A 26,004-nucleotide genomic window follows, 5' to 3' on the forward strand; every position below is an offset into this window, starting at 1 on the left:
GAGGGATTGTCGCCAAACAAAGATCCGGGTGGGCGCTCGGGCAAATTCTCTGTTTGGCTGGGAAGAGCATAGCATTCGGGGGCCTTGCGGTCCCCGAATCATCACCTGTTATCTAAACTGTTAGAATGGGCAAAAAGTAGTAGCCGGCGTTATAGAGCCAACTGTAGAACAGGCGATAGATTTCGGAATCGGCAGACCACAGGCCCAGCATACCTTCGCCCATAATGACGGCGACGGTGCGGAACAACGCCGCGCAGACAATAAACGGCAGCGCCGACATCATGCTTTTGGACAGATAGTCCACCACGGCCATGGCGTTTGATGAAACCGTCGTTGTAAACGAGGTGTTAGAAACTTGTGACATGGAACGCCTTTCCCAATGTGACATGCGAGCTTTCCCTTTGTCACATCGTGCGGTACTGACCGATTGCGCGGTACTTTTCGTAGCGGAGGTTTGTGAGGGTCGCGTCGTCGAGCTGCCCAAGCGTATCGAAGGCATCAAATGCCGAGGACATGACGGCACCGGCGATCTCCTCATGCGACAGGCCCCTATCGTCAACAATGCCGTCGATGATGCCGAGCGCCAACAGATCGGGGGCCGTGAGCTTAAGCGCCTCGGCGGCCTCATTCGCGCGCTCGGTATCCTTCCACAGGATCGACGCACAGGCCTCGGGGCTCACGACCGAATAGGCCGAGCTCGAGAGCATCAGGATGCGGTCGGCCACGGACAGCGCCAGCGCGCCACCAGAGCCGCCCTCGCCTGTCACCACCGAGACAATCGGCGTCTTGAGGCCGCTCATCTCCATGAGATTCTGGGCAATCGCCTCGCCCTGGCCGCGCTCCTCGGCACCGATGCCGCAAAACGCGCCCGAAGTATCAACCAGGCACAGAACCGGTCGACCAAACTTTTCGGCCTGGCGCATAAGGCGACGCGCTTTGCGGTAGCCCTCGGGATGTGCCATACCAAAGTTGCGACGCATGCGCTCTTTGGTCGTGGTACCGCGCTCGACGGCGATAACCGTCACGGGTCGCCCGTCTTTCCAGCCAATGCCAGCCACCACGGCGGCGTCGTCGCCAAAGTAACGGTCGCCATGCAGCTCCACAAATCCATCCAGGCCCAGCGAGATCATCTCGCCCGCCGTGGCGCGATCTGCCGAGCGGGTCTGTTTGACAATCTCGAGCGCGGTTTTTGGTGCGGTCGAGCGCTTGAACAAGTGTCCCAGCTTTTTGCCGCGACGACCCGTATGCACGATCTCATGCGGTGCCCCCAGGCCGGGCGCGTGCCCTTCGTGCAGCGCCAGCAGCTCGCCTACCGTGAGCGCAATCTCGCCACGCGGAACAACGGCATCGCAAAAGCCGTGCTCCAGCAAAAACTCGGAGCGCTGGAATCCCTTGGGCAGGCGCTTGTGCATGTTCTGCTCGATCACGCGCGGGCCGGCAAATGCCGTCAGGGCATCGGGCTCGGCCAGGATAATATCGCCCTCCATGGCAAAGCTCGCGGTTACGCCTCCGGTCGTGGGATCAGTGAGCACCGTGATATACAGGCCGCCCACCTCGCTATGGCGCCTAACCGCCGCAGAAATCTTGGCCATCTGCATAAGCGATGTCACGCCCTCTTGCATGCGCGCACCGCCCGAAACGGTAAAGCCGACAACTGGCAATCCAAGCTCGGTCGCTCGCTCAAATGTGCGACAGATCTTCTCGCCCACCACGGAACCCATCGAGCCCATCATAAAGTTGGCGTCCATAAAGAAGAGCGCGGTATCGCAACCGCAGATTTTGCCCCTGCCGCACACAACGGCATCGTGCTCGCCCGAACGCTCGCTCACGCTCTTGAGCTTGTCGGCATAGCCGGGAAATGAGAGGAAGTCCTCCGACGCCAGATTGGCATCCCATTCCTCAAACGTGCCCTCGTCGACTGTCATGCCCAGGCGCGCACGACCGCTCACGCGAAAATGCTTGCCGCAACGGGGGCAGACCTCGAGGTTGTCGTGCAGGCGTGTCTCATCGATCACGCGGCGGCACTCCGGGCACTTGATAAACACGTGGCGCGCAGGAAACTCGGCGCACGACTCGGTCATCGGTCCCTCGAGGACGTTGACCGTCTTCGCTTTTCTATTCATCAGCATAGAGATGCCCCATCAGATCGGTGTGATACATGCCCGACAAGAACTCGTCGTTTGCCAGCACGTCGAGCTGAAGCTCGCTGTTTTCGCTCACGCCCTCAATCACGAGCTCGCCCAGGGCCGAGCGCATCTTGCGAATGGCGCCGTCACGCGTGGGCGCACACACGATGAGCTTGCCAAGCATGGAGTCGTAGTACGGCGGAACTTTCGCACCGGTAAACATGGCGGAATCCCAGCGCACGCGCGGACCACCCGGCACACGCAACGCGGTGACCGTTCCGCATGACGGCAGAAAGTCCGGCGTTTCGGCATTGATGCGGCACTCCATGGCGTGGTTGCGGACCGGCATGTCCTCCTGCTCAAAGGGCAGAGGCTGGCCGGCTGCCACGCGCAGCTGCCACTTGACCAAGTCGGTATCGGTCACAAACTCCGTAACCGGATGCTCCACCTGCAAGCGCGTGTTCATTTCCATAAAGTAGAAATTGCCGTCGTCCGAATACAGGAACTCGATGGTACCGGCTCCTTCGTAGCCGACGGCACGAGCCAGGTCACGCGCTGCCTTGTGCATGCGAGCACGAATGTCGTCGTGTCCGTCGAGGCACGGCGCGGGGCTCTCCTCGATTAGCTTTTGGTTGCGCCGCTGCACCGAGCACTCGCGCTCGCCGAGCGAAAACACATGGCCCTGCTTATCGGCCATAATCTGCACCTCAACGTGATGCGCCGGCGCGACGAACTTCTCCATGTAGCACTCGCCGTCGCCAAAAACGGCCTCGCCCTCGGCGCGTGCTTCAATAAAGGCCTTTGCCGCATCTTCCACGCGCTCGACCTTGCGAATGCCGCGACCGCCACCGCCCGCGCGCGCCTTAATGAGCACGGGACAGCCAATGCGCTCGGCCTCGGCCGTCGCCTCCTCGGGACTTTTGAGCAAATCGCAGCCCGGCACGATGGGCACGCCCGCCGCGGCAGCCGTTCGGCGTGCGGCGTCCTTGTCGCCCATGCTGTCGATCACCTCGGCCGAAGGACCGACAAAAGCCAGGCCATACTTGTCGCAGTCGCGTACAAAGCTCGCCTTCTCGGAAAAGAAGCCGTACCCAGGATGGATCGCCTTTGCGCCCGACTTTACGGCACAGGTGAGCACGGCATCGTCGTTGAGGTAGCTCTCGGCAAGACGCGGGCCGCCGATGCAATACGCCTCGTCGGCAAGTTGCACGTGCAGCGCGTCCGCATCGGCCGTGGAATAGACGGCGACGGTTTTGATGCCCATATCGCGGCACGCGCGAATAACACGGACCGCGACTTCGCCGCGGTTGGCGATGAGCACTTTGTCGAACATGAAGCCTTCCTTAACTTTCGTGCATGAGTGCAAAAGACATATCGGCGCGGCAGCAAACCTCACCGTTGACGCTCGCAGTACCCGTCGCAAAGCGGAACGGCCCGCGCGCACGCGTGATGGTGCACACCAGATCCACCGTGTCGCCCGGGCGCACCGGACGCTTAAAGCGCACCTTGTCCAGACTCGTGTAGAACGGCGTCGCGCCGCGCGCCTCCTCATCGCCCATCAGCAGCACGCAGCAGTTTTGGGCGAGCATCTCGCACTGGATCACGCCGGGGACCACCGGGTTTCCCGGAAAATGCCCCTGCAAAAAGTATTCGTCGCCCGTAATCGTGATCTTGCCGCGGGCCTCGTCGCCCACTAGCTCGGCTTCGTCGAGCAAAAGCATCGGCTCGCGATGCGGCAACAGCTTCTTGAGCTCTTCTTTGTTCATGGATATCACCTATCCGATCCTCATGAGGCAGCTGCCAAACTCCACGAGGTCGCCGTCGGCCACGCAGATCTCGAGCACCTCGCCATCCGCCTCGGCCGTCACCTCGTTGAGAACCTTCATGGCCTCGATGATGCAGAGGGTCTCGCCGGCCTTGACCTTGGAGCCCACGTGCACAAACGGCTCGTCGCCCGGCGCCGGGGCAGCATAGAAAACGCCGACCATGGGAGCGGTCACCTCGGTGCCCTTGGGCTCCGGTGCGGCGGCAGGTGTCTGCGCGGCGGGCTCCGGTGCGGCAGGCGCGACTGTGGGAGCTGCAACTGGAGCGGCCATAGCGCTCGGCATGGGCATGGGCACGGCAACCGGCTGTGCGGCGCTCGCGCGCTCGAGTTCGACCGCGGTGCCATCGGGCTCCTCAACGCGCACGCGCGTGAGGCCGCGATCCTCCATCACATCGGCTATCTCGGCAAGTCTTTTGGAATCCATGCTCTAGCTCCTCGTATATCTACGCAGCGCGATGGCGGCGTTGTGCCCGCCAAAGCCTAGGTTGGTCGAAAGCGCCCAGGTAAGGTCGGCGCGAACTGCGCGATTGGGCGTGTAGTCAAGATCGCAGGCGGGATCGGGCGTGCGGTAGTTAATGGTCGGCGGCACCACGCCCTGCTCGAGCGCCATGGCGCAGGCCATGACCTCGATGGCGCCCGTGGCACCGATCATGTGGCCGGTCATCGACTTAGTCGACGAGACGTGCGCGGCGCGCGCCGCGTCCTCGCCGAGCGCACGCTTAATGCCCGCCGTCTCGGACGAATCGTTGAGCTTGGTAGATGTGCCGTGGGCATTGATGTAGAGACCCTCGGAAGGCTTGACGTCGCCCTCGGTCACCGCCAGCGATATCGCGCGGGCAATGCCGGCAGCCTCGGGATCAGGGCTCGTGATGTGATAGGCATCATCGGTGTTGCCGTAGCCCACGACCTCGGCATAAATGTGCGCACCGCGCGCCTGCGCATGTTCCATGCTCTCGAGCACGAGCACGCAGGCGCCCTCGCCCATCACAAAGCCGTCGCGGTCTGCATCGAACGGACGGCAGGCCGTCGCGGGATCGGGGTTGGTGGTCAATGCGCGGCAGGACGTAAAGCCCGCAACGGCATCAGGGATAATTGCGGCCTCGGCGCCGCCCGCGAGGATCGCGTCGGCATAGCCGTGCTTGATGACGCGGAACGCCTCGCCCACCGCATGGGCCGAGGTTGCGCACGCGGTCACCACGGGCAGGGTCGGGCCCTTTGCCTTGTGGCGGATTGCGATATTGCCCGATGCCATGTTGGGGATCATCATCGCGATCATATAGGGCGATGCGCGGCGGGGCCCACGTTCGGCAATCGTATGGACGTTGTCGACGAGCGTCGTCATGCCGCCCACGCCCGAGCCCACGTAGACGCCCAGGCGCTCGCGATCGATGGCGCCTTCGACATCAAAGCCCGCATCGTGCATGGCTTCGTCCGAAGCCGCCATCGCAAACTGAACGCAGGGGTCGAGATGCTTGGCGTCACGCTTGCCAAAGTACTCGTTGCCGTCAAAGCCCTTGACCTCGGCTGCCACCTTGACGGCAAACGCATCGGTATCGAAGTGCGTGATCGGGCCGATGCCGCACGTGCCGGCGCACATGGCCGCCCAGGTGGCAAGCGCGGTGTTGCCGAGCGGCGACACGGCACCGATACCGGTGATTGCAACTCTCTGTTCCATCATGGTCTCCTCATCCAAGCCGCTTACCCGGCTTGCTTTCTACATCGCCATTCCGCCGTCGACGCGTATGACTTCGCCCGTAATGTAGGCAGCCGCATCGCTCACTAAAAATCGCACCACACCGGCCACCTCTTCGGGCTGCGCCATACGCTTAAGGGGAATCTGCTCCTCGGTTACCGTACGCACCTTCTCCGAGAGCTTTGCCGTCATATCTGTCTCGACAAACCCGGGGGCGACCGCGTTCACTCGTACACCGCGGGGCGCAAGCTCGCGCGCCACCGCCTTGGTCAGACCGATCACGCCCGCCTTGGAGGCAGCGTAGTTGGCTTGCCCGGCATTGCCCATCAGGCCCACGACCGAGCTCATGTTGACGACGCAACCGCCGCGCTGGCGCATAAAGGTCTTGGTGAGCGCGCGCGTCATGTTGAATGTTCCCTTGAGATTGACGTCGAGCACGCGGTCGAAGGCATCATCGCCCATGCGCATGAGCAGGCCATCGCGGGTGATGCCAGCGTTGTTGACGAGCGCCCAAATGGAGCCAAAGTCGTTGAGGACCGCTTCCACGCACGCGTTGACGGCAGCGGGGTCGGCCACGTCACATTGATATGAGCGCGCCGTGGCGCCAGCCGCCTCGCAGGCGTCGCACGTCTCGCGCGCCGCATCGACGCTGCCGGCATAGACGACGGCGATATCGTAGCCATCCTCCACCAGACCGATAGCGCAGGCGCGGCCGATACCCCGCGAGCCGCCCGTGACCAGTGCCACGCGACGTGAGTCGTTGCGCTCGAGCGCGCCATTGTTCAAGTTGCCCATGTCATTCCTTTCGGGTTACAGCCCTGTGGACTATGCGAGCTCGTCGGCAATAGCTGCGACCTGCTCGGCCGTCTCGCACGAATACACACGAACGTCGCTCAGCGTACGCTTGACCAGGCCGGACAGCGTTTTGCCAGGGCCGACCTCAATAAACGTGTCGATACCCTGATCCTGCAGAGTGTGCAGCGTGTCGACCCAACGCACGGCATGGCTCACCTGGTTGGCCAAGACATCCGATGCCGCTCGCGGGTCCGCCGGATAGGGCGCCGCCGTCATGTTTGCCATAACCGGAATTAGCAGCGAAGACGGAACGTGGCCGTCTTGGATATACGTCGCCAGCCCCTCAGTCGCCTCTGCCATATAGGGGCTATGAAATGCACCCGACACCGCGACTTTCATAGCGCGGCCGCCAGCCTCTTTTACTAGGACGTCGAGCTCCTGCAGCGCCTCGGGCGCTCCGGCCACAACCGTCTGCTGCGGGCTGTTGTAGTTGACTGGCCAGCAGTCCTCGCCGGCCTGTTTTGCCAGGCCCTCGACTTGCGCCGCATCGAGCTTGATGACGGCGCGCATGCCGCCCGGATGGCGCTCGGCAGCCGCGGCCATCAGCGCCGCGCGCTCACACACAAGCCCAAAGCCCGCTCGCATATCGAACGCCCCCGCAAAGGTGAGCGCGGCGACCTCGCCCAGCGAGAATCCCGCACAGGCGGCAGGTACCACGCCGCGCTCACGCAGGGCGGCAGCCGCTGCCAGGTCGTGAACGAACACGCACGGCTGCGTGTTCTCGGTCTGCGAGAGCTCCTCCTTGGAGGCACTCCGGCACTGCTCGCTGGTCCCCGGGCGCACCTCGTCGGCAATGGTGAACACCTCGGCGGCCGCCGGCGATGTCTCGATCAGGTCGACGCCCATCGCGGGGTGTTGGGCACCCTGGCCGGCAAACAGAAACGCTACGCTACCCATGCGGACGCACCCTTCAGGACGCGCTCGGCGCCATCGACCAGATCGTCAACGATTTCGCGTGCGCTCTGGCGCTCGCTAACCATGCCGGCAATCTGTCCACACAAAAACGAACCCTCTTCGTAATTGCCGTCCTTGGCGGCCTTGCGAAGGGCGCCCGTGCCCATGGCCCCGAGCTCCTCGACACTTACGCCCGCCGCCTCGCTCTTGGCGTAGGCGTTGGTAAAGGGGCTCTTGAGGGCGCGCACCGGATGTCCCGTCGAGCGGCCGGTCGCACGCGTCGAAGTGTCGTTGGCCTTCAGGACCATCTCTTTGTACTGCTCCGAGACGGTGCACTCGTCTGCGACCAGAAAGCGCGTACCCACTTGCACGCCTTCGGCGCCCAGCATAAAGGCGGCCGCCACGCCGCGGCCGTCGGCAATACCGCCGGCGGCCACGACGGGAATGTTGACCGCATCGACGACCTGCGGCACCAGTGCCATCGTCGAGGTCTCGCCAATATGGCCGCCCGATTCGGTACCCTCGGCAACAACCGCCGTGGCTCCACGACGCGCCACGAGGCGCGCCAGCGCCACCGAGGCAACGACCGGGATGACCTTGATGCCCGCCTCGTTCCACGCCTTCATGTACTTGGCGGGATTGCCGGCACCAGTCACCACAACGGGCACCTGCTCATCGATCACAACCTGTGCAACCTCGTCGGCAAACGGGCTCATGAGCATGACGTTAACGCCAAAGGGCTTATCCGTCTTGGTGCGCAGCTCATGAATCTGGTCGCGAAGCCAGTCGGCGTCGGCATTCATAGCCGCGATGATGCCTAGGCCGCCCGCCTCGGATACGGCCGATGCCAGTGAGGCGTCGGCAATCCAGGCCATGCCGCCCTGGAACACGGGCTTTTCGATGCCGAGCAGATCGCAGAGAGGAGTCTTGAGCATCTCTACTTCTCCAATGCCGCCTCGACCGTATCGGCGAACTCGCCGACCGTCTTGGGGTTCTCCTCGGTATCAAGCTGGATGCCAAACTCGTCCTCAACGGCGACGAGAATCTCGACGGTACCCAGGCTGTCGAGGCCAATCTCCTCGAGCGTGGACTCGGGCTTCATCTCGACGTCGTCAAGGCCAGCGGTCTCGCGGATAACGTCGCAAACGCGCTCGAAGGTCTTCTGATCTGCCATGGTAGTTCTCCTTTGGTTGTGCCCTAGGGCGTTTTCATTTCCTATGTGCGACTACTTCCAACGAAGCAGATAGCCACCTATATCCAGACCGGCGCCAAATCCAACCAAGGCGATGGTGTCGCCCGTGTGAAGTGCACCGGCGTTTGCCAGCCGGTCGAGGGCAAGCGGAATGCATGCGCTCGAAATGTTGCCGGTCTCGCGCAGCGTTCGAACCACGCGCTCGTCTGGCACGCCCAGACGCTTGACCGCCTGACTCAGGATTCGTTCGTTAGCCTGATGGAATACAAAATGATCGATGTCCTCGACCGAAATGCCCGCATCGATCGCAAGCTTATGGACCGTGTCGCAGATGGCGTTGACGCCGAACTTGAACACGCGGCGGCCATTCATGGACAGCACGCTCGCGCTATCTGCGGAAGCCTTAAACGGCGAGGTGCCGAGCAGACCGGGAACGCGCAACGTCTCGACGTCGGGCGCCGTCGAAAGCTCAACGGCAAGGGGGCTGTCTCCCCCAGCTTCAATCACTGCGGCGCCTGCCCCATCGCCAAAAAGCACGCAGGTGGCACGGTCGGTCCAGTCGAGCGCGCGCGTCATCTGCTCGGCAGCAACAACAAGCACGCGCTCGGCACGGCTGCGGGCGATATAGCCCTCGGCGACATCGAGCGCAAATACGAAGCCGGCACAAGCCGCCGAGACATCGAAGGCAGGGCACGTCGCGCCTAGTCGCTCAGCAACGGCACACGCCTCAGCGGGAACAAGGTGGTCACCCGTCGTCGTCGAGCAGACGATCAGATCCAGCTGGCTCGCGTCGATTCCGGACACCTGGAGTGCCCGCTCGCTCGCCGCTACGGCAAGGTCGTCAAGTGACTCGGCGGTGCAGACGTGGCGGCTCTTGATACCTGTGCGAGTAAAAATCCACTCATCCGAGGTATCGAGGAACTCGGACAGCTCGTCATTGGAAACACTGCGCTCAGGAAGTGCCGAACCTGTTCCAAGAATCGTGAAACCCATCACTAACCTCCTTTGAGTTGTTGACGTGTTTACATCGACCAAGAGAGGATAACGCATTTCAGTCGTTGTTGACGTGTTAACATTAAATTGTCCAAATGCGACAAAGGCTTCACATAGTGTCTATCTCTCGACACCATTACGCGATTGCCTTATTAACTTAGGAGGTAGCAACCGTTATGAATGCCCAATTAACGATAGTCGACGTAACCGGATCGACCAACGATGACCTGCTCGAAGCAGGAAAACAGGGAGCGCCGCACGGCACAGGACTTGCCGCCCGGGCTCAAACAGCAGGACGCGGCCGGCGCGGCCACAAGTGGGATTCAACCGCCGGAAATCTATTACTTTCGATTGTGTTGCGTCCACGCGTTAATCCCGCAAAGTACTCTGGTCTTGCCGCCGTCAGCGGCCTAGCGGTGCTCGAGGCACTCGAAAAACAGGGTCTTGCAAACGAGATTGGCCTCAAATGGCCCAACGACCTGGTCGCGCGTGGACGCAAACTCGGCGGCATTCTGGTCGAGGCCGCACGCGATAACGAAGGCAACCCCTTTGCGGTCTGTGGCATCGGCGTTAACGTGAACTATGTGCCCGCGGAGGTTCCCGATGGCGGCCTGCCAGCAATCGGCCTGTCAGACCTCAACAAGAACGTTCCCGCCGTCGACATGCTCCTCGATGAGGTCTATCACGCAGTTATAGACGCTGTAGATGCCTGGGCAGAGCGCCTCAACGCCAAGGAAGAAGACGCCGGTCCGCTCGCGCCCGTCCACGACGAATATATCGCTCACCTCAATTGGATCGGGGAGCACGTTATCGCCCGCTCCCCCGCTGAGGACGAGCTTGCGCGTGGCATATTTAGAACGGTCGACGATTGCGGCCGCGCGTGCATCGAAACGGAAGACGGCTTTCGATCCTTCCATTTTGAGGAGGCATCGCTGCGCCCCTTGAGCGAATAGGGCGCCGCAACCACCTACTCGGCAGCATTACCCCGCAGTCCAAACCATCATTCAAAACAAAAGGGCCCCGCTGCCGTTACGGCAGCGAGGCCCTTTAAGCTATGAGCGATATCGCTTAGAGCTTGATGTCGATGTCGACGCCAGCGGGGAGGTCGAGACGCATGAGCGAATCAACGGTGCCCGAGGTGGGGTCGAGGATGTCGATGAGGCGCTTGTGGGTGCGCATCTCGAACTGCTCACGGGAGTCCTTGTTCACGTGCGGCGAGCGGATAACCGTGTACAGGTTGCGCTCGGTGGGCAGGGGGACAGGACCGGAAACGCGAGCGCCGGTCTTCTGAGCGGTCTCGACGATGAGCTTCGCGGACTGATCGACGACCTCGTGATCATAGCCCTTGAGGCGAATGCGGATCTTCTGGGTAGCCAACTTAAACCTCCAAAGAGTGCGAGAGATGTTCTCGCGGATTACGTAACAGGGAGCTCGAACTTAGGCGTTCTTGCTCATGACCTCGTCCACGATGGACTTGGGCGCGGGCTCATAAGAGTCGAACTGCATCGTGTAGGATGCACGGCCCTGGGTCTGGGAGCGAAGGTCGGTAGCGTAACCGAACATCTCGCCCAGCGGCACCTTGGCACGGATGAGCTTGCTGTTCTTGCGATCCTCCATGCCCTCGATCTTGCCGCGGCGACCGGAGAGGTTGCCCATAACGTCGCCCATGTACTGCTCGGGGGTCTCAACCTCGACAGCCATGATCGGCTCGAGCAGCTGCGGATCGGACTTCTTGAGGGCGTCCTTGATAGCCATGGAACCGGCGATCTTGAAGGCGGCCTCGGAGGAGTCGACCTCGTGGTAAGAACCGTCGAACAGGGTGACCTTAACGTCGAGGACCGGGAAGCCGGCGATAACACCGGTGTTCAGGGCCTCCTGGATGCCCTTGTCGATGGACGGGATGTACTCCTTGGGCACGACGCCGCCGACGATAGCGTTGACGAACTCGTAGCCGAAGCCCTCCTCCATCTTCTCGAGCTTGATGACGGCGTGGCCGTACTGACCGCGACCGCCGGACTGACGGACGAACTTGCCCTCAGCCTTCTCGACGTCGTGACCAGCGGTCTCGCGGTAGGCAACCTGGGGCTTACCGACGTTAGCGTCAACCTTGAACTCGCGGAGCAGGCGGTCGACGATGATCTCGAGGTGCAGCTCGCCCATGCCGGCGATGATGGTCTGACCGGTCTCGTGGTTGGTGGACACCTGGAAGGTCGGGTCCTCCTCGGCGAGCTTGGTCAGAGCAAGGGACATCTTGTCCTGCTCGGCCTTGGTCTTGGGCTCGATGGCAACGTCGATAACGGGCTTAGCGAACTCGATCTTCTCGAGGACGATCTCCTTGCCCTCGGCGCACAGGGTGTCACCGGTGGTGGAGTTCTTGAAGCCGACGCAGGCGACGATGTCGCCGGCGGCAGCGTCGTCACGGTCGATACGCTCTGCGGCGTTCATCTCGAGGATGCGGCCGAGGCGCTCGCGCTGACCGTTGGAAGCGTTGACCACGTAGGAGCCGGACTCGGCGCGGCCGGAGTAAACGCGGACATAGGTGAGCTTACCGACAAACGGGTCGGTCATGATCTTGAAGACCAGGCCGGAGAAGGGCTCGTCGAAGGAAGGATGACGCTGGATCTCCTCGCCGGTGTCCGGATCGGTACCGGTGACGGCCTCGACGTCGAGCGGGCTGGGCAGGTAGTCGACAACAGCGTCGAGCAGTTCCTGAACGCCCTTGTTCTTGTAGGCGGAGCCCACGAAGACGAGGTTGAGCTCGTTGGCCAGAACGCCCTTGCGCAGAGCAGCCTTGAGCTCCTCGACGGTGAAGTCCTCCTCCATGAGGATCTTCTCCATGAGCTCGTCGTCAAAGCTGGCAGCAGCGTCGAGGAGCTCCTCGCGCTTGGTGGCAGCGATGTCGGCAAACTCAGCCGGGATCTCGTCCATCGGCTCGGGGTAGGTCATGCCCTTGTCGTCGGCCTTGAAGTCCCAAGCAGTCATGGTGACGAGGTCGATGACACCCCAGAAGTTGTCCTCGGCGCCCATCGGGACCTGAGCGGCCACGGCGTTGGCGTCGAGACGATCCTTCATGGTCTCGATAGCGTTGAAGAAGTCAGCGCCCACGCGGTCATACTTGTTGATGAAGGCGATGCGGGGGACGTTGAAGGTAGAAGCCTGACGCCAAACGGTCTCAGACTGGGGCTGAACGCCGGCAACGGCGTCGAAAACGGCGACAGCGCCATCGAGGACGCGCAGGCAGCGCTCGACCTCGGCGGTGAAGTCAACGTGGCCCGGGGTGTCGATGATCTGGATGCGGTAGTCGGTACCGTCCTTCTTCCAGAAGCACGTGGTAGCAGCGGAGGTAATGGTTACGCCGCGCTCCTGCTCCTGAACCATCCAGTCCATGGTGGCAGCGCCCTCATGGACCTCACCGATCTTGTGGGTCTTACCGGTGTAGTAAAGAATACGCTCGGTCGTGGTGGTCTTACCGGCATCGATGTGGGCCATGATGCCGATGTTACGGGTATCGGAAAGCTTGTACTTAGGCTTAGCCATGTTAGTTCCTTACCTTAACTTACCAACGATAGTGAGAGAACGCGCGGTTGGCCTCGGCCATCTTGAAGACGTCCTCACGCTTCTTGACGGAAGCGCCCAGGCCGTTGGAAGCGTCGAGGATCTCGTTGGCGAGACGCTCGGCCATGGTCTTCTCCTTGCGAGCGCGGGAGAAGTTGACGATCCAGCGGATACCCAGAGCGGTGGAACGACGGGAGTTGACCTCCATCGGGACCTGATAGGTAGCGCCACCGACACGCTTGGGCTTAACCTCGAGCGTGGGCTTGACGTTGTCCATAGCCTTCTTGAAGGTAGCGAGAGCGTCGCCACCCTCGGACTTCTCGGCAACGATCTCGAAAGCGGTGTAAACGATGCGCTCAGCGGTGGCCTTCTTGCCGTCAAGAAGGACCTTGTTGATGAGCTGAGTCACCAGGCGGTTGTTGTAAACGGCGTCAGGCTGAACCTCACGACGATTAGCTGCTGCACGACGCGGCATGTGAAATCTCCTTAAGTGTCTACCGTGCGGCGCTTAGGCGGCACACGGCGAAAGTATCAAAACGTTATCTGGCTTATTTAGCCTTGGGGCGCTTAGCACCGTACTTGGAACGGGCCTGCATACGGTTCTGGACCGGAGCAGCGTCGTAGGCGCCACGGATGACGTGATAACGGACACCAGGGAGGTCACGGACACGACCGCCGCGGACGAGCACGATGGAGTGCTCCTGCAGGTTGTGGCCCTCACCCGGGATGTAAGCAGTAACTTCGATGCCGTTGACAAGGCGAACACGGGCAACCTTACGAAGAGCCGAGTTCGGCTTCTTGGGGCTCGTGGTGAAGACGCGGGTGCACACGCCGCGCTTCTGGGAGTTGTGCTGCAGGGCAGCGTTCTTGGACTTCTTGGGCACGGAACGACGGCCCTGGCGAACCAGCTGGTTAATAGTAGGCAAAGCGTACTCCTTCTCGAATGATTCCAGCTTTCTGTAAAGTGCAACGGCTTGAATCGAGGGGTCAGCATCCCCCTACGAAACACGCAGTTCGATAGGATACGTGGCGTTAGCTGTGTCGTCAACAGACCACGCCGCCGGGCGTATCCTAAAATACCCACATTTCCGCAAAGCCTACACAAAAGGAATCCCCTTCTGTGCGCGTGGGCGGATTCCCGGTCCGGGCGGCACAGGGGTTAAGTTTGCTGCTCTACAGTCCTGGCTCGCACGGAGGCCACATTAAGTGGCCTCCGGCTCGTGCGGAACTCGCGACAAACTTAACCCCTGTGCCGCCCGGCCCGGGAATCCGACGTGCTCTTCGGGGCAACGTTCCCTGCCAAAAAGGGACAGGTTTATTTTGGTCGGTTTTATCTGGAAAAACGCCACTCTTCACGGTGATCCGCATCCATTTGCTACGTTCTTCCGAGAATCAGACGAATAACGTCCAATCCACTTGTCCATATAACGCTAAAAAGGCCGCTTCCCCCCTTGGGAAGCGGCCCAGACTTTACGAATAAACGATGGTAAAGGGTACTTCTGTTTCGGTCTCTCCTGTTGATGTGTACCTCGTGCCCTCAAGGGTTACCGAGACCACTTGATCGACATTGATCAGTTTTGTCGGCACCGAGATGTTCTCTCCGCTATTGCGCGTCAGCGAGACATAGAAATTGTACGCGCCCGCAGCATCGTCTTCGATAATCTGCTCCAATCCATCCTTGTAGGTAACGGTCAACTTTTTCGTGACTGCGTCAATGCCCAGATCATCGATGTGCGCCTGGATGGAAAACGGGCTGATCTCGAGAGGCGAGTCATCGGAGCGGAGTTCCTTTGTATCGACGTACGTTCCAACGCTAAACTCGGGCGTCGATGCCTCGAACAGCTTCGCGTCCTCGCCTTCGCCCTCAGTCCAGCAGATATTCCAGGTGACCGCATGTCCCAAATCTCGCTCGCGATTCCACGAAGCAAAGTACATCGTGCCATTAATGACCGTGTCGCTTGATGTGCCCTTATCAATGGTGCAGCGTGTGTCAGCCCATTCCTCGCCGAAGTTCATGCCGGGCGTGCCGATGCCTTGTTCTTCTTCACCATAGAGAACAAGTTCGCCAGTCTCTGCTGCCGGCTTGTAGTAGTTAACACCATTTGGATTGGATAGCGTAAACGTCACAGCACCGCAGCCGTTTTGGTCGATTGCCATCTCATGGATATCGAGTGTATAGCCGTTACCCTCGACGGACAGATTAACCTTCTGGACTGTGCCCTCCAAGCTTTGGGGCGCGATGCCGTCACCGAACTCTCTGGTGTAGGTATATTGAGTCCCCGATGAGCCGCCGTTGGTCCAGGTAATGGAATCCCCGTTGCCGTGGTTTCCCCAGGCTGAGGCAAAATAGCTGGAATTGATAACTGCGTAGGCGACCCCTCCGGTCGCCAACACTCCGACAAGACACCCGATTACGGCAACATAGAGAGGCTTCGCGTGGCCCTTTCGATGAAGCGGCTCACCCGCAGCAGTATTAAGGACGCGATCTGCAAGATTGCTATCGGCTTGGATGGACTCGAAGGCCTGCTTGATTTGATTGGATTTCACGGTCGCCCTCCTCTAGGATGAACTTGAGCTTCGACCTGCCGCGAGCCAAACGCGTTCGAACGGTCGCGGCTGGTACATGCAACAACTCGGCAATCTCTGAGGTCGAAAAGCCCAGATAGTAATAGAGCACGATGGGAACGCGGAATCGCTCCGGAAGTCGCATAACGTCTGACAGGACCGCCTTGGTCTCATCCTGCGCCGCCGAAAGCGAATCGGCCAGGTTCTCAATATCCTCCACACGCCTCCATGGCTTTCGAAAGAGCGATTTACATTCATTGATCGTGACCCGGATAAGCCAGCGGCGAAGATGTTCCCAACTTTCAAAGTGTCCATCGCTTTTAAGCAACTTAAGAAAGACGTCTTGGGCAATATCGTCGGCATCGGCACGATCGCGCAGGTACGTCAATGCGATTCGGAACACGACATCACGGTGATCCTCGACCGCCTGTCTAAATGCTTGTTCTTCCATAATCACCTCCCGGTGACGTTAATGATTCTTGATGAGGTCCTCACCATAGATACGCTTTGACCGAACGGAATGTTTCAAATTCAAGCATGAATAACCTACCAAAATGACTCTGTCCCTTATTGGCAAGGGATCAACGGAACGCAACAGGTTGAGCATACGCAAGCGAGCGGCCCCCAGAGCGTACAAGGTGGCATGAAAAAGGCAGGGCATTGACCTTTTGGTCATGCCCTGCCTTTTGAATGACAGATTGTAGGTCTGGGGGCCGCGCAGCGACGGAGGTCGCCGCCGTTCGTTAGAACGGCGGAACTAATTACTCCTCGTCGTTGTCCTTGGCCTCTTCGGCGTCGTCGGTGTCCACGAGCTGGTTGAGCAGCTCGTCGAGGGAAGCCATGTCCTCGTTGATGGCACCGTTGGCGGGAGCCTTCTTGTCGTCGATCGGGGCGCCCAGGAGCTCCTCGTCGGCGTCGGCGTGATGCGTCGGAGCGGAGGTGCCCAGCAAGATATCGTCCGGACCGTCGGGGCTAAAGACCATCTGCAGCAGCTGCGAGAGGTCTTCCTCGTCGGCAACGTCGTCGTTGTTCTCGAGGATGTAGAGCAGATCGTGGGCCTCGAGGCCGTCACGGAGCTCCTCGATCGCCTTGGCACCGATGCCATCAATGCGCAGCAGATCCTCCTCGGACTTGCCAACCAGGTCGCCAACCGTCTCGATGCCGACCTCGCTGAACTTGTTGGTCCAGCGCTGCGACACGCCCAGGTCGTCGAACAGGTACAGACGAGCCTTCTCGGCGGAGATGGTGTGGCCGTTGCGGGTGAACGAACCGTCAGCACCACCGAACTCGTCGTAGCCGGCCCAGTCGAGCTGCTGCGGAAGCTGCTCGTCCAGGTCCTTGAGCTCCACAGGAGCCCACTCGGGCAGCGACTTGGCGTTGGGCGAAGCCGGACCGTCGATGTCCACGTAGCCGTCGGCCGTGCGATACGTCAGCTTGGCGTTGGCGTACGGCTTGAGGCCGGTACCAGCCGGGATCTTCTTACCGACGATGACGTTGGACTTAAGGTCGAGCAGGTGGTCGACCTTGCCCTCGATGGCAGCCTCGGTAAGGACACCGGCGGTACGGATGAACGAAGCGCTCGACAGCCAGGAGTCGATGTTGGACGCAACCTTGAGCGTACCCAGGATGACGGGCTCGGCCACAGGAGCCTGACCGCCCAGACGGGCAACGCGCTCGACCTCGTCGGCGAACTCATAGCGGTCGACGTACTGACCAAGCAGGTACTTAGAGTCACCGGGGTTGGTGATCTGAACGCGACGCAGCATCTGACGTGCGAGCACCTCGATGTGCTTGTCGTTCAGGTCAACGCCCTGGCTGGTGTAGACGTCCTTGACGCTCTCGACGAAGGTGTGCATCGTCGACTCGATGTCGGTCAACTTGCGCAGGTTGCGGAAGTTGACGAAGCCCTTGGTGATCTGGTCGCCGGCACGAACCTCGCAGCCATCCTCGATCTCGGGCATAAAGCGCACAGATGCGGGGACGCGACGCTCGTCGAGGACACGGGTGTGATCCTCGGAGTCGGTGAGCGTCAGCACGTACTCGGACTTCTCGGGCTTGATCGAGAGGTGACCGGAGTACGGAGCCAGCTCGGCCTCGCGACCCAGAATCTTCTCGTTGACGTTGCCGACGATATCGAACATACGGCTGACCGTAGGCAGACCCTGCGTAATATCGTCGACGCCAGCGACGCCGCCGGAGTGAATGGTACGCATCGTAAGCTGCGTACCGGGCTCGCCGATGGACTGGGCGGCAATAATGCCGACGGCAGTACCGATGGCGACCGGACGACGGGTGGAAAGATCCCAGCCGTAGCACTTCTGGCACACGCCGTACTTGGAGCGGCAGGTGAGCAGCGCGCGAAGCTTGACCTTCTTAAGGCCCGCATCGACCATCTTCTGGATGTCGGCGACCTTCTCGATGTAGCCGTCCTGCTCAAAGAGCACGGTGCCATCGGGGGCCACGACGTCCTCAATGAAGCAACGGCCGACGAGGTCGGTGTTGAGGTCGGTGGTGCCGGGGATGATGAGGTTGTAGGTGACGCCCTCGTGCGTACCGCAGTCCTCCTCGCGGACGATGACGTCCTGGGCCACGTCGACCAGACGACGGGTCAGGTAACCAGAGTCCGAGGTGTGGGATGCGGTATCGACCAGGCCCTTACGGGCGCCGTAGGTCGAAATGAAGTACTCGAGCGGCAGCAGGCCCTCGCGGAAGTTCGCCTTAATGGGAAGGTCGATCGTCTCGCCGGACATGTCTGCCATCAGTCCACGCATGCCGCCGAGCTGACGCAGCTGGGTCTTAGAACCACGGGCGCCGGAGTCGGCCATCATGTACAGCGGGTTCTCCTCGTCGAACATGTCGAGCATGAGCGCTGCGACCTTGTCGGTACAAGCGGTCCACTCGTTAACGACTTCGATGTGGCGCTCCGTCTCGTTGATGAAGCCCTCCTCGAAGTACTCGTTAATCTGGTCGACGTTGGCTTGGGCGCGATCGAGCAGCTCCTGCTTCTCGGCAGGGATGAGAGCGTCCCACACCGAGATGGTGAGGCCGGCGCGGGTAGCGTAGTGGAAGCCGGAGTACTTGATGGCGTCGAGGATCGGGCCGACCTTGGCCTCGGGGTAACGATCGCAGCAGTCGGCAACCAGCTTGGCCACGTCGCCCTTGACCATCTTGTAGTTCATGAACTCATAGTCTTCGGGCAGGCACTGGCGGTTGAAGATGATGCGGCCGATGGAGGTCTCGAAGCGCGCGGTCTTGTTGCCGTTGACGTCGTAGTCGACAAACTCGTTCTTGCCGTTCTTGACGCGGAAGATACGGGTGCCGTCCTCGTTGATGACATTGGCGTCGGCAGCGGACACGCGGACCTGGATCTTGGCCTGCATGTCGACCTCGGAGCGGCAGTCATAGGCGTGCAGCGCGTCGTCGAAGCTGGCGAACACGTGGTTCTCGCCCGGCAGACCGTCGCGGACCTGGGTCAGGTAGTACACACCGATGATCATGTCCTGCGAGGGGATGTTGACCGGCTTGCCGGATGCCGGCGAGCGCAGGTTGTTCGCAGAGAGCATAAGCACGCGGGCCTCGGCCTGAGCCTGGCTGGACAGCGGCACGTGGACAGACATCTGGTCGCCGTCGAAGTCGGCGTTGAAGGGCGAGCAGACCAGCGGGTGCAGGTGGATAGCCTTGCCCTCGACCAGCACCGGCTCAAAGGCCTGGATGGACAGACGGTGCAGGGTCGGTGCACGGTTGAGCAGCACGACGCGGCCGTCGATGACCTCTTCGAGGATGTCCCACACAAAGGTGGCACCGCGGTCGATAGCGCGCTTGGCGCCCTTGATGTTCTCGACCTTGCCAAGCTCGACCAGGCGCTTCATAACGAAGGGCTTGAAGAGCTCCAGCGCCATGGTCTTGGGCAGACCGCACTGGTGCAGCAGCAGCTTGGGGTCGGTAACGATAACCGAACGGCCGGAGTAGTCGACACGCTTACCCAGCAGGTTCTGACGGAAACGACCCTGCTTGCCCTTGAGGGCCTCGGCGAGCGACTTGAGCGGGCGACCGCCACGGCCAGAGACCGGGCGACCACGACGGCCGTTGTCGAACAGGGCGTCCACGGACTCCTGGAGCATGCGCTTCTCGTTGTTCACGATGATCGCGGGGGCGTCCAGGTCGAGCAGGCGCTTGAGTCGGTTGTTACGGTTGATCACGCGACGATACAGGTCGTTGAGGTCGGACGCGGCGAAGCGGCCGCCGTCGAGCTGGACCATCGGGCGCAGATCGGGCGGAATGACCGGGATGACGTCCAGGATCATGTTCGCGGGGCTGTTGCCGCCCTTCAGGAAGGCGTCAACGACCTCAAGGCGCTTGACGGCCTTCTCGCGCTTCTGCTTCTGGGAATCCTCGTCGGCGATGATGGCCTTGAGCTTCTCGGCCTCGGAGGGGAGGTCGATGGCAGCGAGCAGGTCGCGGACGGCCTCGGCACCCATACCGCCCTTGAAGTACATGGAGTAGTAACGGGTCATCTCGCGGAACAGCGGCTCATCGGAGATGAGGTCGCGCTCGGTGAGCTTCATGAAGGCATTGAAGGCGTCCGTGCGGAGCTGCTTCTCGTCCTTGCACTCTTCCTCGATGTCGACGATGCCGGAGGCGATCTCCTCGGGGGTCAGCGGCTCCTCGTCGGAGAACTCGTCAAAGTTCTCGGGGTCGCCCTGCTCCTTGAGGGACTCGATCTGGCGGGCGCACTCGGCATCGATCTCTTCCAGATCGGCGGCGAGCTCCTCGCGCAGGTCGTCGGCGTCGGCCTCGCGAGCCTCGTAGTCGACCTCGGTGATGATGTAGCTGGCAAAGTACAGAACCTTCTCGAGGTCCTTGGACTTGATGTCGAGCATACGGCTCATCGGGAAGCTCGTGGGGCTCTTGAAGTACCAGATGTGGGACACGGGAGCGGCGAGCTCGATGTGGCCCATGCGGTCGCGACGCACCTTGGCCGAGGTGACCTCGACGCCGCAGCGCTCGCAGACGATGCCCTTAAAGCGGATGCCCTTGTACTTGCCGCAGGAGCACTCCCAGTCCTTGGCGGGACCGAAGATCTTCTCGCAGAACAGGCCGTCCTTCTCGGGCTTGAGGGTACGGTAATTGATGGTCTCCGGCTTCTTGACCTCACCGTGCGACCAGGAACGGATCTGGTCGGCGGAGGCAAGGGAGATCTTTACCGAGTCAAAATCAGTAGCTTCGAAATCTGCCACAGTCAACTACTCCTTATCAGTGGTCGTGGCGGCGACAGCCTCGGGCGCCTCGGCGGTCTCGGCATCCTCGGCCTCGATGTCGGCGTCAACGCCGGCGAGCGCAGCCAGGTCGTCGAGAGCGGAGGTCTCCTCGGCGGTCACAGGGGCGGAGGCGTCCTCGTCGGCATCGTGCATGGGCTCGATGTCCAGTGCGAGGGAGCGAATCTCCTTGACGAGAACCTTGAAGGACTCGGGGATACCCGGGACCGGGACGTTCTCGCCCTTGACGATGGACTCGTAGGTCTTAACGCGGCCCACAGTATCGTCGGACTTGACGGTCAGGATCTCCTGCAGGACGTTGGAAGCACCGTAAGCGTACAGTGCCCAAACTTCCATCTCGCCGAAGCGCTGGCCGCCGAACTGAGCCTTGCCGCCCAGAGGCTGCTGGGTAACCAGACTGTAAGGGCCGGTCGAACGGGCGTGGATCTTGTCGTCGACCATGTGGCCGAGCTTGAGGATGTAGGACGTACCCACGGTAATGGGCTCGCGGAACTCCTCGCCGGTGCGGCCGTCGAACAGACGGGTCTTGCCGCGCTCGTCAAGCTGAGTGACAAACTCGGGGCGCATGTGATCGCCAAAGGCAGCGGTGGCCTTGTTGAGCATGTTCTTGTTGGCACGACGGATGACCTCGGCGATCTCGTCCTCCTTGGCGCCGTCGAAGACGGGCGTCGCGGTGAAGAACGGACCGGGGACGTACTTGTCGGAGTCGGCCTGCTCGGTATCCCAACCGCACGCAGCAGCCCAGCCAAGGTGGCACTCGAGCAGCTGGCCGACGTTCATACGCGAAGGAACGCCCAGCGGGTTGAGGATAACGTCGATCGGGGTACCGTCAGCCATGTAGGGCATGTCCTCGACCGGCAGAACGTTACAAATAACACCCTTGTTGCCGTGGCGGCCGGCGATCTTATCGCCCTGCTGAATCTTACGACGCTGGGCGACGTAGACGCGCACCTGCTCGTTGACGCCGGGGGCCAGATCGTCGCCGTTTTCGCGGCTAAAGCGGACGACGTCGATGACGCGGCCGTAAGCGCCGTGAGGCATCTTAAGGGAGGTGTCGCGAACGTCGTGGGCCTTGGCACCGAAGATGGCGCGCAGCAGGCGCTCCTCGGCGGTCAGAGCGCTCTCGCCCTTAGGCGTGACCTTGCCGACCAGGATGTCGCCAGGGCCGACCTCGGCGCCGATGCGGATAATGCCGTCCTCGTCGAGGTTGGCAAGCATATCCTCGGAGAGGTTCGGGATCTCGCGAGTGATCTCCTCGGGACCGAGCTTGGTGTCGCGGGCATCGATCTCGTGACGGGTGATGTTGATGGTCGTCAGCAGGTCCTCGGCCACCAGGCGCTCGGACACGACGATACCGTCCTCGTAGTTGAAGCCTTCCCACGGCATGTATGCCACGGTGAGGTTCTGGCCCAGTGCGAGCTCGCCATGATCGGTCGAAGGACCGTCAGCCAGGGGCTCGCCCTGCTCAACGGTGTCACCGACGCGCACGAGCGGACGGTGGTTGATGCAGGTGGACTGGTTGGAGCGCTGGTACTTGGCAAGGTGATACTCGTCCATGCCGCCGGCATGCTTGACGATGATCTTGGCGGCGTCGGCAAAGATGACCTCGCCGGCGTTCTTGGCCAGGGTGACCTCGCCGGAGTCCAGAGCGGCGCGGCGCTCCATGCCGGTACCGACATAGGGAGCGGCGGGGTGAACCAGCGGCACGGCCTGACGCTGCATGTTGGCGCCCATCAGCGTACGCTTGGCGTCGTCGTGCTCCAGGAACGGAATCAGCGTGGCTGCGACGGAGAGCATCTGACGCGGCGAGACGTCCATGTAGTCGACGTCCTCGACGGGCACGTCGGCGGGGGCGCCGAAGGAGCCGTCGAAGTCGCGGGTACGGGCGATCACGGTGTGCGGACGGACGATCTTGCCTTCGGCATCGGTCGTGATGAACTCGTTGGTCTTGGGATCGAGCGGCGTGTTGGCCGGCGCGATGACGTGCTTCTCTTCCTCGTCAGCGGTCATCCAGTCGATCTGGTCGGTGGCAACGCCGTTCTCGACACGGCGGAACGGGGCCTCGATGAAGCCATACTCGTTGACGCGGGCGTAGAGGGCGAGCGAGCCGATCAGGCCGATGTTGGGGCCTTCGGGGGTCTCGATCGGGCACATGCGGCTGTAGTGCGAATTGTGAACGTCGCGGACGGCCGTCGGCACGTTAGTGCGGCGGCTGGAGCCGGACTTGTGGCCGGCAAGACCACCAGGGCCGAGTGCGGACAGACGGCGCTTGTGGGTCAGACCGGTCAGGGGGTTCGCCTGGTCCATGAACTGCGAGAGCTGCGAGGAACCGAAGAACTCCTTGATGGAGGCCACGATCGGGCGGATGTTGATGAGCGACTGCGGGGTGATCTCGTCGATGTCCTGGGAGCTCATGCGCTCACGGACGACGCGCTCCATACGGCTCATGCCGATACGGAACTGGTTGGCGACGAGCTCGCCGACGGTACGGATGCGGCGGTTGCCGAAGTGGTCGATGTCGTCGACCTTGAAGCCCTGCTCGCCGGCAGCGAGGGACAGGAGGTAGCGCAGCGTCGCGACGATATCCTCGTCGGTAAGCACCGTGACCTCTTCCTCGGTGGTGAGGTTGAGCTTCTTGTTGACCTTGTAACGACCGACGCGGGCCAGATCGTAGCGCTGCGGGTTGAAGAGCAGGCCCTCGAGCAGGCTGCGGGAAGCGTCCACGGTGGGAGGCTCGCCCGGGCGCAGGCGACGGTAGATCTCGATGAGGGCGTCCTCGCGGGTGAGGGCGGTGTCGCGCTCCAGGGTGCGCTTGATCACATCGGAGTTGCCGAGCAGCTCGATGATGTCGTCGTTGGTGACGGCGATGCCAAGGGCGCGCAGGAACATCGTGGCGCTCTGCTTGCGCTTACGGTCGATGGAGACCATGAGCTGGTCGCGCTTGTCGACCTCAAACTCAAGCCAGGCACCGCGGGACGGGATGATCTGGGCCTTGTAGATCTGCTTGCCCGAATCCATCTCGGAGCTGTAGTACACGCCCGGGGAGCGGACGAGCTGCGAGACGACGATACGCTCGGTACCGTTGATGATGAAGGTGCCCTGATCGGTCATCATGGGGAAGTCGCCCATGAAGACGAGCTGCTCCTTGATCTCGCCGGTCTCCTTGTTGGTGAGACGGACGTCGGTCAGAAGCGGAGCCTGATAGGTCATATCCTTCTCGCGGCACTCCTCAACGGTGTGCGCGGGGTCGCCGAACTGATGCTCGCCGAAGGTAACCTCGAGAACATGGTTCTGGCTCTGGATGGGGCTGGATTCCTTGAACGCCTCACGAAGGCCCTCGTCCTTAAAACGCTCAAAGGATTCCCTTTGAACAGAGATAAGGTTGGGGAGCTCCATGGCCTCCGGGATTTTCCCGAAGCTGACGCGCTTGCGCTCAGTGGCAGTGTATGCGTAGGTCACCAGGTTTTTCCTCCTTCACGGAAATGCTCGGTGGGTTGGCGAGGCATAGCTTCGCCAGTTATCGCAACCTAATAGTTTATCAGGTACCGACCGTTGGGCAAGAAAAGCCTTGACGCGATTGAGTTTTTGGAGTAGCAAAGTTTTTCGACAGAGAGTGCGCAGGTAGATGGGTGTGCATCGAACATCTGTTCATATATTTTCTGTGAACAGAGAGCCAACAATCACAGCTCTTATAAAAAACGGGTGCGAACCGAGGTCCGCGCCCGTAAATGTCGGTGCCCGAAGGCTTACTTGCGCATCAAACCGCCGCGCTCGTCGATGGCGTCCCAGAAGGCGCTGGCAAAGCGAGGATCGCTTGCGGCCATGAGGGCGTTAGTGGCCATCCAGCCAGACGGGGTGCCGGTGTCGTAGCCCGAGAGCGGGTCAATGACGACAGCGTACATAGCCTCGCGATCGAGCGAGCGGGCCATGGCGTCGGTGAGCTGAATCTCGCCGCCCTTGCCGGCCTGCTGATCGGCGAGCAGGTCCATGACCAGCGGGCTCAGCAGGTAGCGACCGACGATGTACAGGTTGGACGGAGCCGCCTCGGGAGCGGGCTTCTCGACCAGACCGCCGATGCGCCAAACGGCACCGGGCTCGTCGTCGGCAGCATTCTCGAAGCCCTCGAGCGAGCCAACGCGATCGCCGGCGATGACGCCATAGCGGCTGACCTCCTCGGGAGCGCACGCGGCAACGGCGATAACCGAAGCGCCACCGTGCTCCTTGGAGACAGCAAGCATCTTGTCGCAGATGTCACGGTTGGGCACAACGTAGTCGCCCAGAAGAACCAGGAAGTTCTCCCCTGCCACAGCATCGGCGGCAGAGCGAATGGCGTGACCGAGGCCCTTGGGCTCGTACTGATAACGGAAGTCGACCGGCATGCCGCCCGCGTGGGCGACGGCGTCGGCGTAGGCGTCCTTACCGCGCTCGCGCAGCAGGTTCTCGAGCGAGCGATCGGGCTGGAAGTAGCTCAGCAGCTCGGGCTTACCGGGAGAGGTAACGATGATGGCGTCGTCGACCTCCTCGGGGTCGAGCGCCTCCTCAACGACATACTGGATGACCGGCTTGTCGAGTACCGGCAGCATCTCTTTGGGCGTGCACTTAGTGCCAGGCAGAAAACGCGTGCCAAGACCGGCGGCGGGGATGATTGCCTTCATATTATTCAAGGATCCTTTCGCAGGCGCAGAATGCGCCCTGTGCGTGCGGCACGGCGGCCGCAGACCAAATTGCGATACCGAAGTATCTTACCGCCGGAGACATACGTCGCCGTAAGGCAAACGCAATTCTTCAGCAGGTCAACGCAAATTATTGCTCGAATGGTGCAATTTTACGCCCCAGCGGTAACGAGATTGGCACGGCGAAGACAACGGTGTTCTGCGCGCCGAGCAATGGGAATGAAGGGCCAAAATCAGAACCACCCTTAAAAAGGGTGGTTTGCTCTTAGGGTATAACCCACGGGCCCCGGGCTCGCGTCTAAAGGCGCGGGCCCGGACTTCGTCCAGGCCTAGTGCATCTTGACCCGTGGCGCGCCG

The 26,004-nt window shown here is 61.4% G+C and carries 21 protein-coding genes; 1 reads left to right on the plus strand and 20 read right to left on the minus strand.

Annotated elements, in window-relative coordinates:
* Positions 1-112: 112 nt before the first annotated feature.
* The 11 genes from RX395_RS08755 to RX395_RS08805 are packed head-to-tail and all read right to left on the minus strand — an operon-like array spanning position 113 to position 9,578.
* Entirely contained in the window at positions 113-364 is a 252-nt protein-coding gene (locus tag RX395_RS08755) for a hypothetical protein (RefSeq protein WP_316366998.1), read from the minus strand.
* 40 nt (positions 365-404) lie between these two features.
* The gene (gene accD, locus RX395_RS08760; RefSeq protein WP_316367000.1) at positions 405-2,129 is read right to left on the minus strand and encodes an acetyl-CoA carboxylase, carboxyltransferase subunit beta; all 1,725 of its coding nucleotides are present in this window, start codon (positions 2,127-2,129) and stop codon (positions 405-407) included.
* Positions 2,116-3,459: an acetyl-CoA carboxylase biotin carboxylase subunit gene (locus RX395_RS08765; protein ID WP_035137491.1), complete on the minus strand. Its 1,344-nt coding sequence runs from the start codon at positions 3,457-3,459 to the stop codon at positions 2,116-2,118. The genes accD and RX395_RS08765 overlap by 14 nt, the downstream gene beginning before the upstream one ends.
* A 10-nt stretch (positions 3,460-3,469) precedes the next feature.
* Complete coding sequence (gene fabZ / locus RX395_RS08770) at positions 3,470-3,892, minus strand: 3-hydroxyacyl-ACP dehydratase FabZ (protein ID WP_316367002.1); 423 nt, start codon at positions 3,890-3,892, stop codon at positions 3,470-3,472.
* A 9-nt stretch (positions 3,893-3,901) separates the two neighbouring features.
* Positions 3,902-4,375: an acetyl-CoA carboxylase biotin carboxyl carrier protein gene (gene accB, locus RX395_RS08775; protein WP_022094191.1), complete on the minus strand. Its 474-nt coding sequence runs from the start codon at positions 4,373-4,375 to the stop codon at positions 3,902-3,904.
* A 3-nt stretch (positions 4,376-4,378) separates the two neighbouring features.
* Positions 4,379-5,626, minus strand: coding sequence for a beta-ketoacyl-ACP synthase II (fabF, locus tag RX395_RS08780; RefSeq protein ID WP_316367005.1), 1,248 nt, complete (start codon positions 5,624-5,626; stop codon positions 4,379-4,381).
* Between the two features lie 39 nt (positions 5,627-5,665).
* Complete coding sequence (fabG, locus tag RX395_RS08785) at positions 5,666-6,439, minus strand: 3-oxoacyl-[acyl-carrier-protein] reductase (RefSeq protein WP_316367006.1); 774 nt, start codon at positions 6,437-6,439, stop codon at positions 5,666-5,668.
* A 30-nt stretch (positions 6,440-6,469) separates the two neighbouring features.
* A complete protein-coding gene (locus RX395_RS08790; RefSeq protein WP_022094188.1) occupies positions 6,470-7,396 on the minus strand; it encodes an ACP S-malonyltransferase in 927 nt (308 codons plus the stop codon).
* Positions 7,384-8,328, minus strand: a complete 945-nt coding sequence (gene fabK, locus RX395_RS08795; RefSeq protein WP_316367008.1) for an enoyl-[acyl-carrier-protein] reductase FabK — start codon at positions 8,326-8,328, stop codon at positions 7,384-7,386. Before fabK ends, RX395_RS08790 begins: the two co-directional genes overlap by 13 nt.
* 2 nt (positions 8,329-8,330) lie before the next feature.
* Positions 8,331-8,567, minus strand: a complete 237-nt coding sequence (locus RX395_RS08800) for an acyl carrier protein (protein ID WP_006235019.1) — start codon at positions 8,565-8,567, stop codon at positions 8,331-8,333.
* Between the two features lie 51 nt (positions 8,568-8,618).
* A complete protein-coding gene (locus RX395_RS08805; RefSeq protein ID WP_316367010.1) occupies positions 8,619-9,578 on the minus strand; it encodes a 3-oxoacyl-ACP synthase III family protein in 960 nt (319 codons plus the stop codon).
* 176 nt (positions 9,579-9,754) lie between these two features.
* On the opposite strand from RX395_RS08805, the gene RX395_RS08810 reads away from it, so the two are divergent.
* A complete protein-coding gene (locus RX395_RS08810) occupies positions 9,755-10,531 on the plus strand; it encodes a biotin--[acetyl-CoA-carboxylase] ligase (RefSeq protein ID WP_316367011.1) in 777 nt (258 codons plus the stop codon).
* Between the two features lie 115 nt (positions 10,532-10,646).
* Here the strand turns inward: RX395_RS08810 and rpsJ are convergent, their stop codons facing one another.
* From rpsJ to RX395_RS08855, 9 genes are all read right to left on the minus strand, one after another.
* Positions 10,647-10,955 carry a 30S ribosomal protein S10 gene (gene rpsJ, locus RX395_RS08815; protein WP_022094184.1) on the minus strand — a complete coding sequence of 103 codons (309 nt, stop codon included), beginning with the start codon at positions 10,953-10,955 and terminating at the stop codon, positions 10,647-10,649.
* Between the two features lie 60 nt (positions 10,956-11,015).
* A complete protein-coding gene (gene fusA, locus RX395_RS08820) occupies positions 11,016-13,115 on the minus strand; it encodes an elongation factor G (protein ID WP_316367013.1) in 2,100 nt (699 codons plus the stop codon).
* Between the two features lie 19 nt (positions 13,116-13,134).
* Entirely contained in the window at positions 13,135-13,608 is a 474-nt protein-coding gene (gene rpsG, locus RX395_RS08825; protein WP_006235013.1) for a 30S ribosomal protein S7, read from the minus strand.
* Between the two features lie 73 nt (positions 13,609-13,681).
* Positions 13,682-14,059 carry a 30S ribosomal protein S12 gene (gene rpsL / locus RX395_RS08830; protein WP_006235012.1) on the minus strand — a complete coding sequence of 126 codons (378 nt, stop codon included), beginning with the start codon at positions 14,057-14,059 and terminating at the stop codon, positions 13,682-13,684.
* A 544-nt stretch (positions 14,060-14,603) separates the two neighbouring features.
* Positions 14,604-15,680, minus strand: coding sequence for a DUF4179 domain-containing protein (locus tag RX395_RS08835; RefSeq protein WP_316367016.1), 1,077 nt, complete (start codon positions 15,678-15,680; stop codon positions 14,604-14,606).
* Positions 15,631-16,149, minus strand: a complete 519-nt coding sequence (locus RX395_RS08840; RefSeq protein WP_055285248.1) for an RNA polymerase sigma factor — start codon at positions 16,147-16,149, stop codon at positions 15,631-15,633. The genes RX395_RS08835 and RX395_RS08840 overlap by 50 nt, the downstream gene beginning before the upstream one ends.
* A gap of 310 nt (positions 16,150-16,459) precedes the next feature.
* Positions 16,460-20,935, minus strand: coding sequence for a DNA-directed RNA polymerase subunit beta' (locus tag RX395_RS08845; RefSeq protein ID WP_316367019.1), 4,476 nt, complete (start codon positions 20,933-20,935; stop codon positions 16,460-16,462).
* 6 nt (positions 20,936-20,941) lie between these two features.
* Positions 20,942-24,433, minus strand: a complete 3,492-nt coding sequence (rpoB, locus tag RX395_RS08850) for a DNA-directed RNA polymerase subunit beta (protein ID WP_316367021.1) — start codon at positions 24,431-24,433, stop codon at positions 20,942-20,944.
* 287 nt (positions 24,434-24,720) lie between these two features.
* Positions 24,721-25,629 carry a UTP--glucose-1-phosphate uridylyltransferase gene (locus RX395_RS08855; protein WP_118079369.1) on the minus strand — a complete coding sequence of 303 codons (909 nt, stop codon included), beginning with the start codon at positions 25,627-25,629 and terminating at the stop codon, positions 24,721-24,723.
* Positions 25,630-26,004: the final 375 nt, after the last annotated feature.

Source organism: Collinsella aerofaciens (assembly GCF_032584215.1).
Classification (GTDB): domain Bacteria; phylum Actinomycetota; class Coriobacteriia; order Coriobacteriales; family Coriobacteriaceae; genus Collinsella.

What these genes read in the sequence shown, in the direction of transcription:
- RX395_RS08810 (WP_316367011.1), top strand. Translation starts at nt 9,755, where the DNA reads ATGAATGCCCAATTAACGATAGTCGACGTAACCGGATCGACCAACGAT.
- fabK (WP_316367008.1), bottom strand. Translation starts at nt 8,328, where the DNA reads ATGCTCAAGACTCCTCTCTGCGATCTGCTCGGCATCGAAAAGCCCGTG.
- fusA (WP_316367013.1), bottom strand. Translation starts at nt 13,115, where the DNA reads ATGGCTAAGCCTAAGTACAAGCTTTCCGATACCCGTAACATCGGCATC.
- RX395_RS08765 (WP_035137491.1), bottom strand. Translation starts at nt 3,459, where the DNA reads ATGTTCGACAAAGTGCTCATCGCCAACCGCGGCGAAGTCGCGGTCCGT.
- RX395_RS08755 (WP_316366998.1), bottom strand. Translation starts at nt 364, where the DNA reads ATGTCACAAGTTTCTAACACCTCGTTTACAACGACGGTTTCATCAAAC.
- fabF (WP_316367005.1), bottom strand. Translation starts at nt 5,626, where the DNA reads ATGGAACAGAGAGTTGCAATCACCGGTATCGGTGCCGTGTCGCCGCTC.
- RX395_RS08790 (WP_022094188.1), bottom strand. Translation starts at nt 7,396, where the DNA reads ATGGGTAGCGTAGCGTTTCTGTTTGCCGGCCAGGGTGCCCAACACCCC.
- RX395_RS08805 (WP_316367010.1), bottom strand. Translation starts at nt 9,578, where the DNA reads ATGGGTTTCACGATTCTTGGAACAGGTTCGGCACTTCCTGAGCGCAGT.
- rpsG (WP_006235013.1), bottom strand. Translation starts at nt 13,608, where the DNA reads ATGCCGCGTCGTGCAGCAGCTAATCGTCGTGAGGTTCAGCCTGACGCC.
- fabG (WP_316367006.1), bottom strand. Translation starts at nt 6,439, where the DNA reads ATGGGCAACTTGAACAATGGCGCGCTCGAGCGCAACGACTCACGTCGC.
- accB (WP_022094191.1), bottom strand. Translation starts at nt 4,375, where the DNA reads ATGGATTCCAAAAGACTTGCCGAGATAGCCGATGTGATGGAGGATCGC.
- fabZ (WP_316367002.1), bottom strand. Translation starts at nt 3,892, where the DNA reads ATGAACAAAGAAGAGCTCAAGAAGCTGTTGCCGCATCGCGAGCCGATG.
- RX395_RS08840 (WP_055285248.1), bottom strand. Translation starts at nt 16,149, where the DNA reads ATGGAAGAACAAGCATTTAGACAGGCGGTCGAGGATCACCGTGATGTC.
- RX395_RS08855 (WP_118079369.1), bottom strand. Translation starts at nt 25,629, where the DNA reads ATGAAGGCAATCATCCCCGCCGCCGGTCTTGGCACGCGTTTTCTGCCT.
- accD (WP_316367000.1), bottom strand. Translation starts at nt 2,129, where the DNA reads ATGCTGATGAATAGAAAAGCGAAGACGGTCAACGTCCTCGAGGGACCG.
- RX395_RS08800 (WP_006235019.1), bottom strand. Translation starts at nt 8,567, where the DNA reads ATGGCAGATCAGAAGACCTTCGAGCGCGTTTGCGACGTTATCCGCGAG.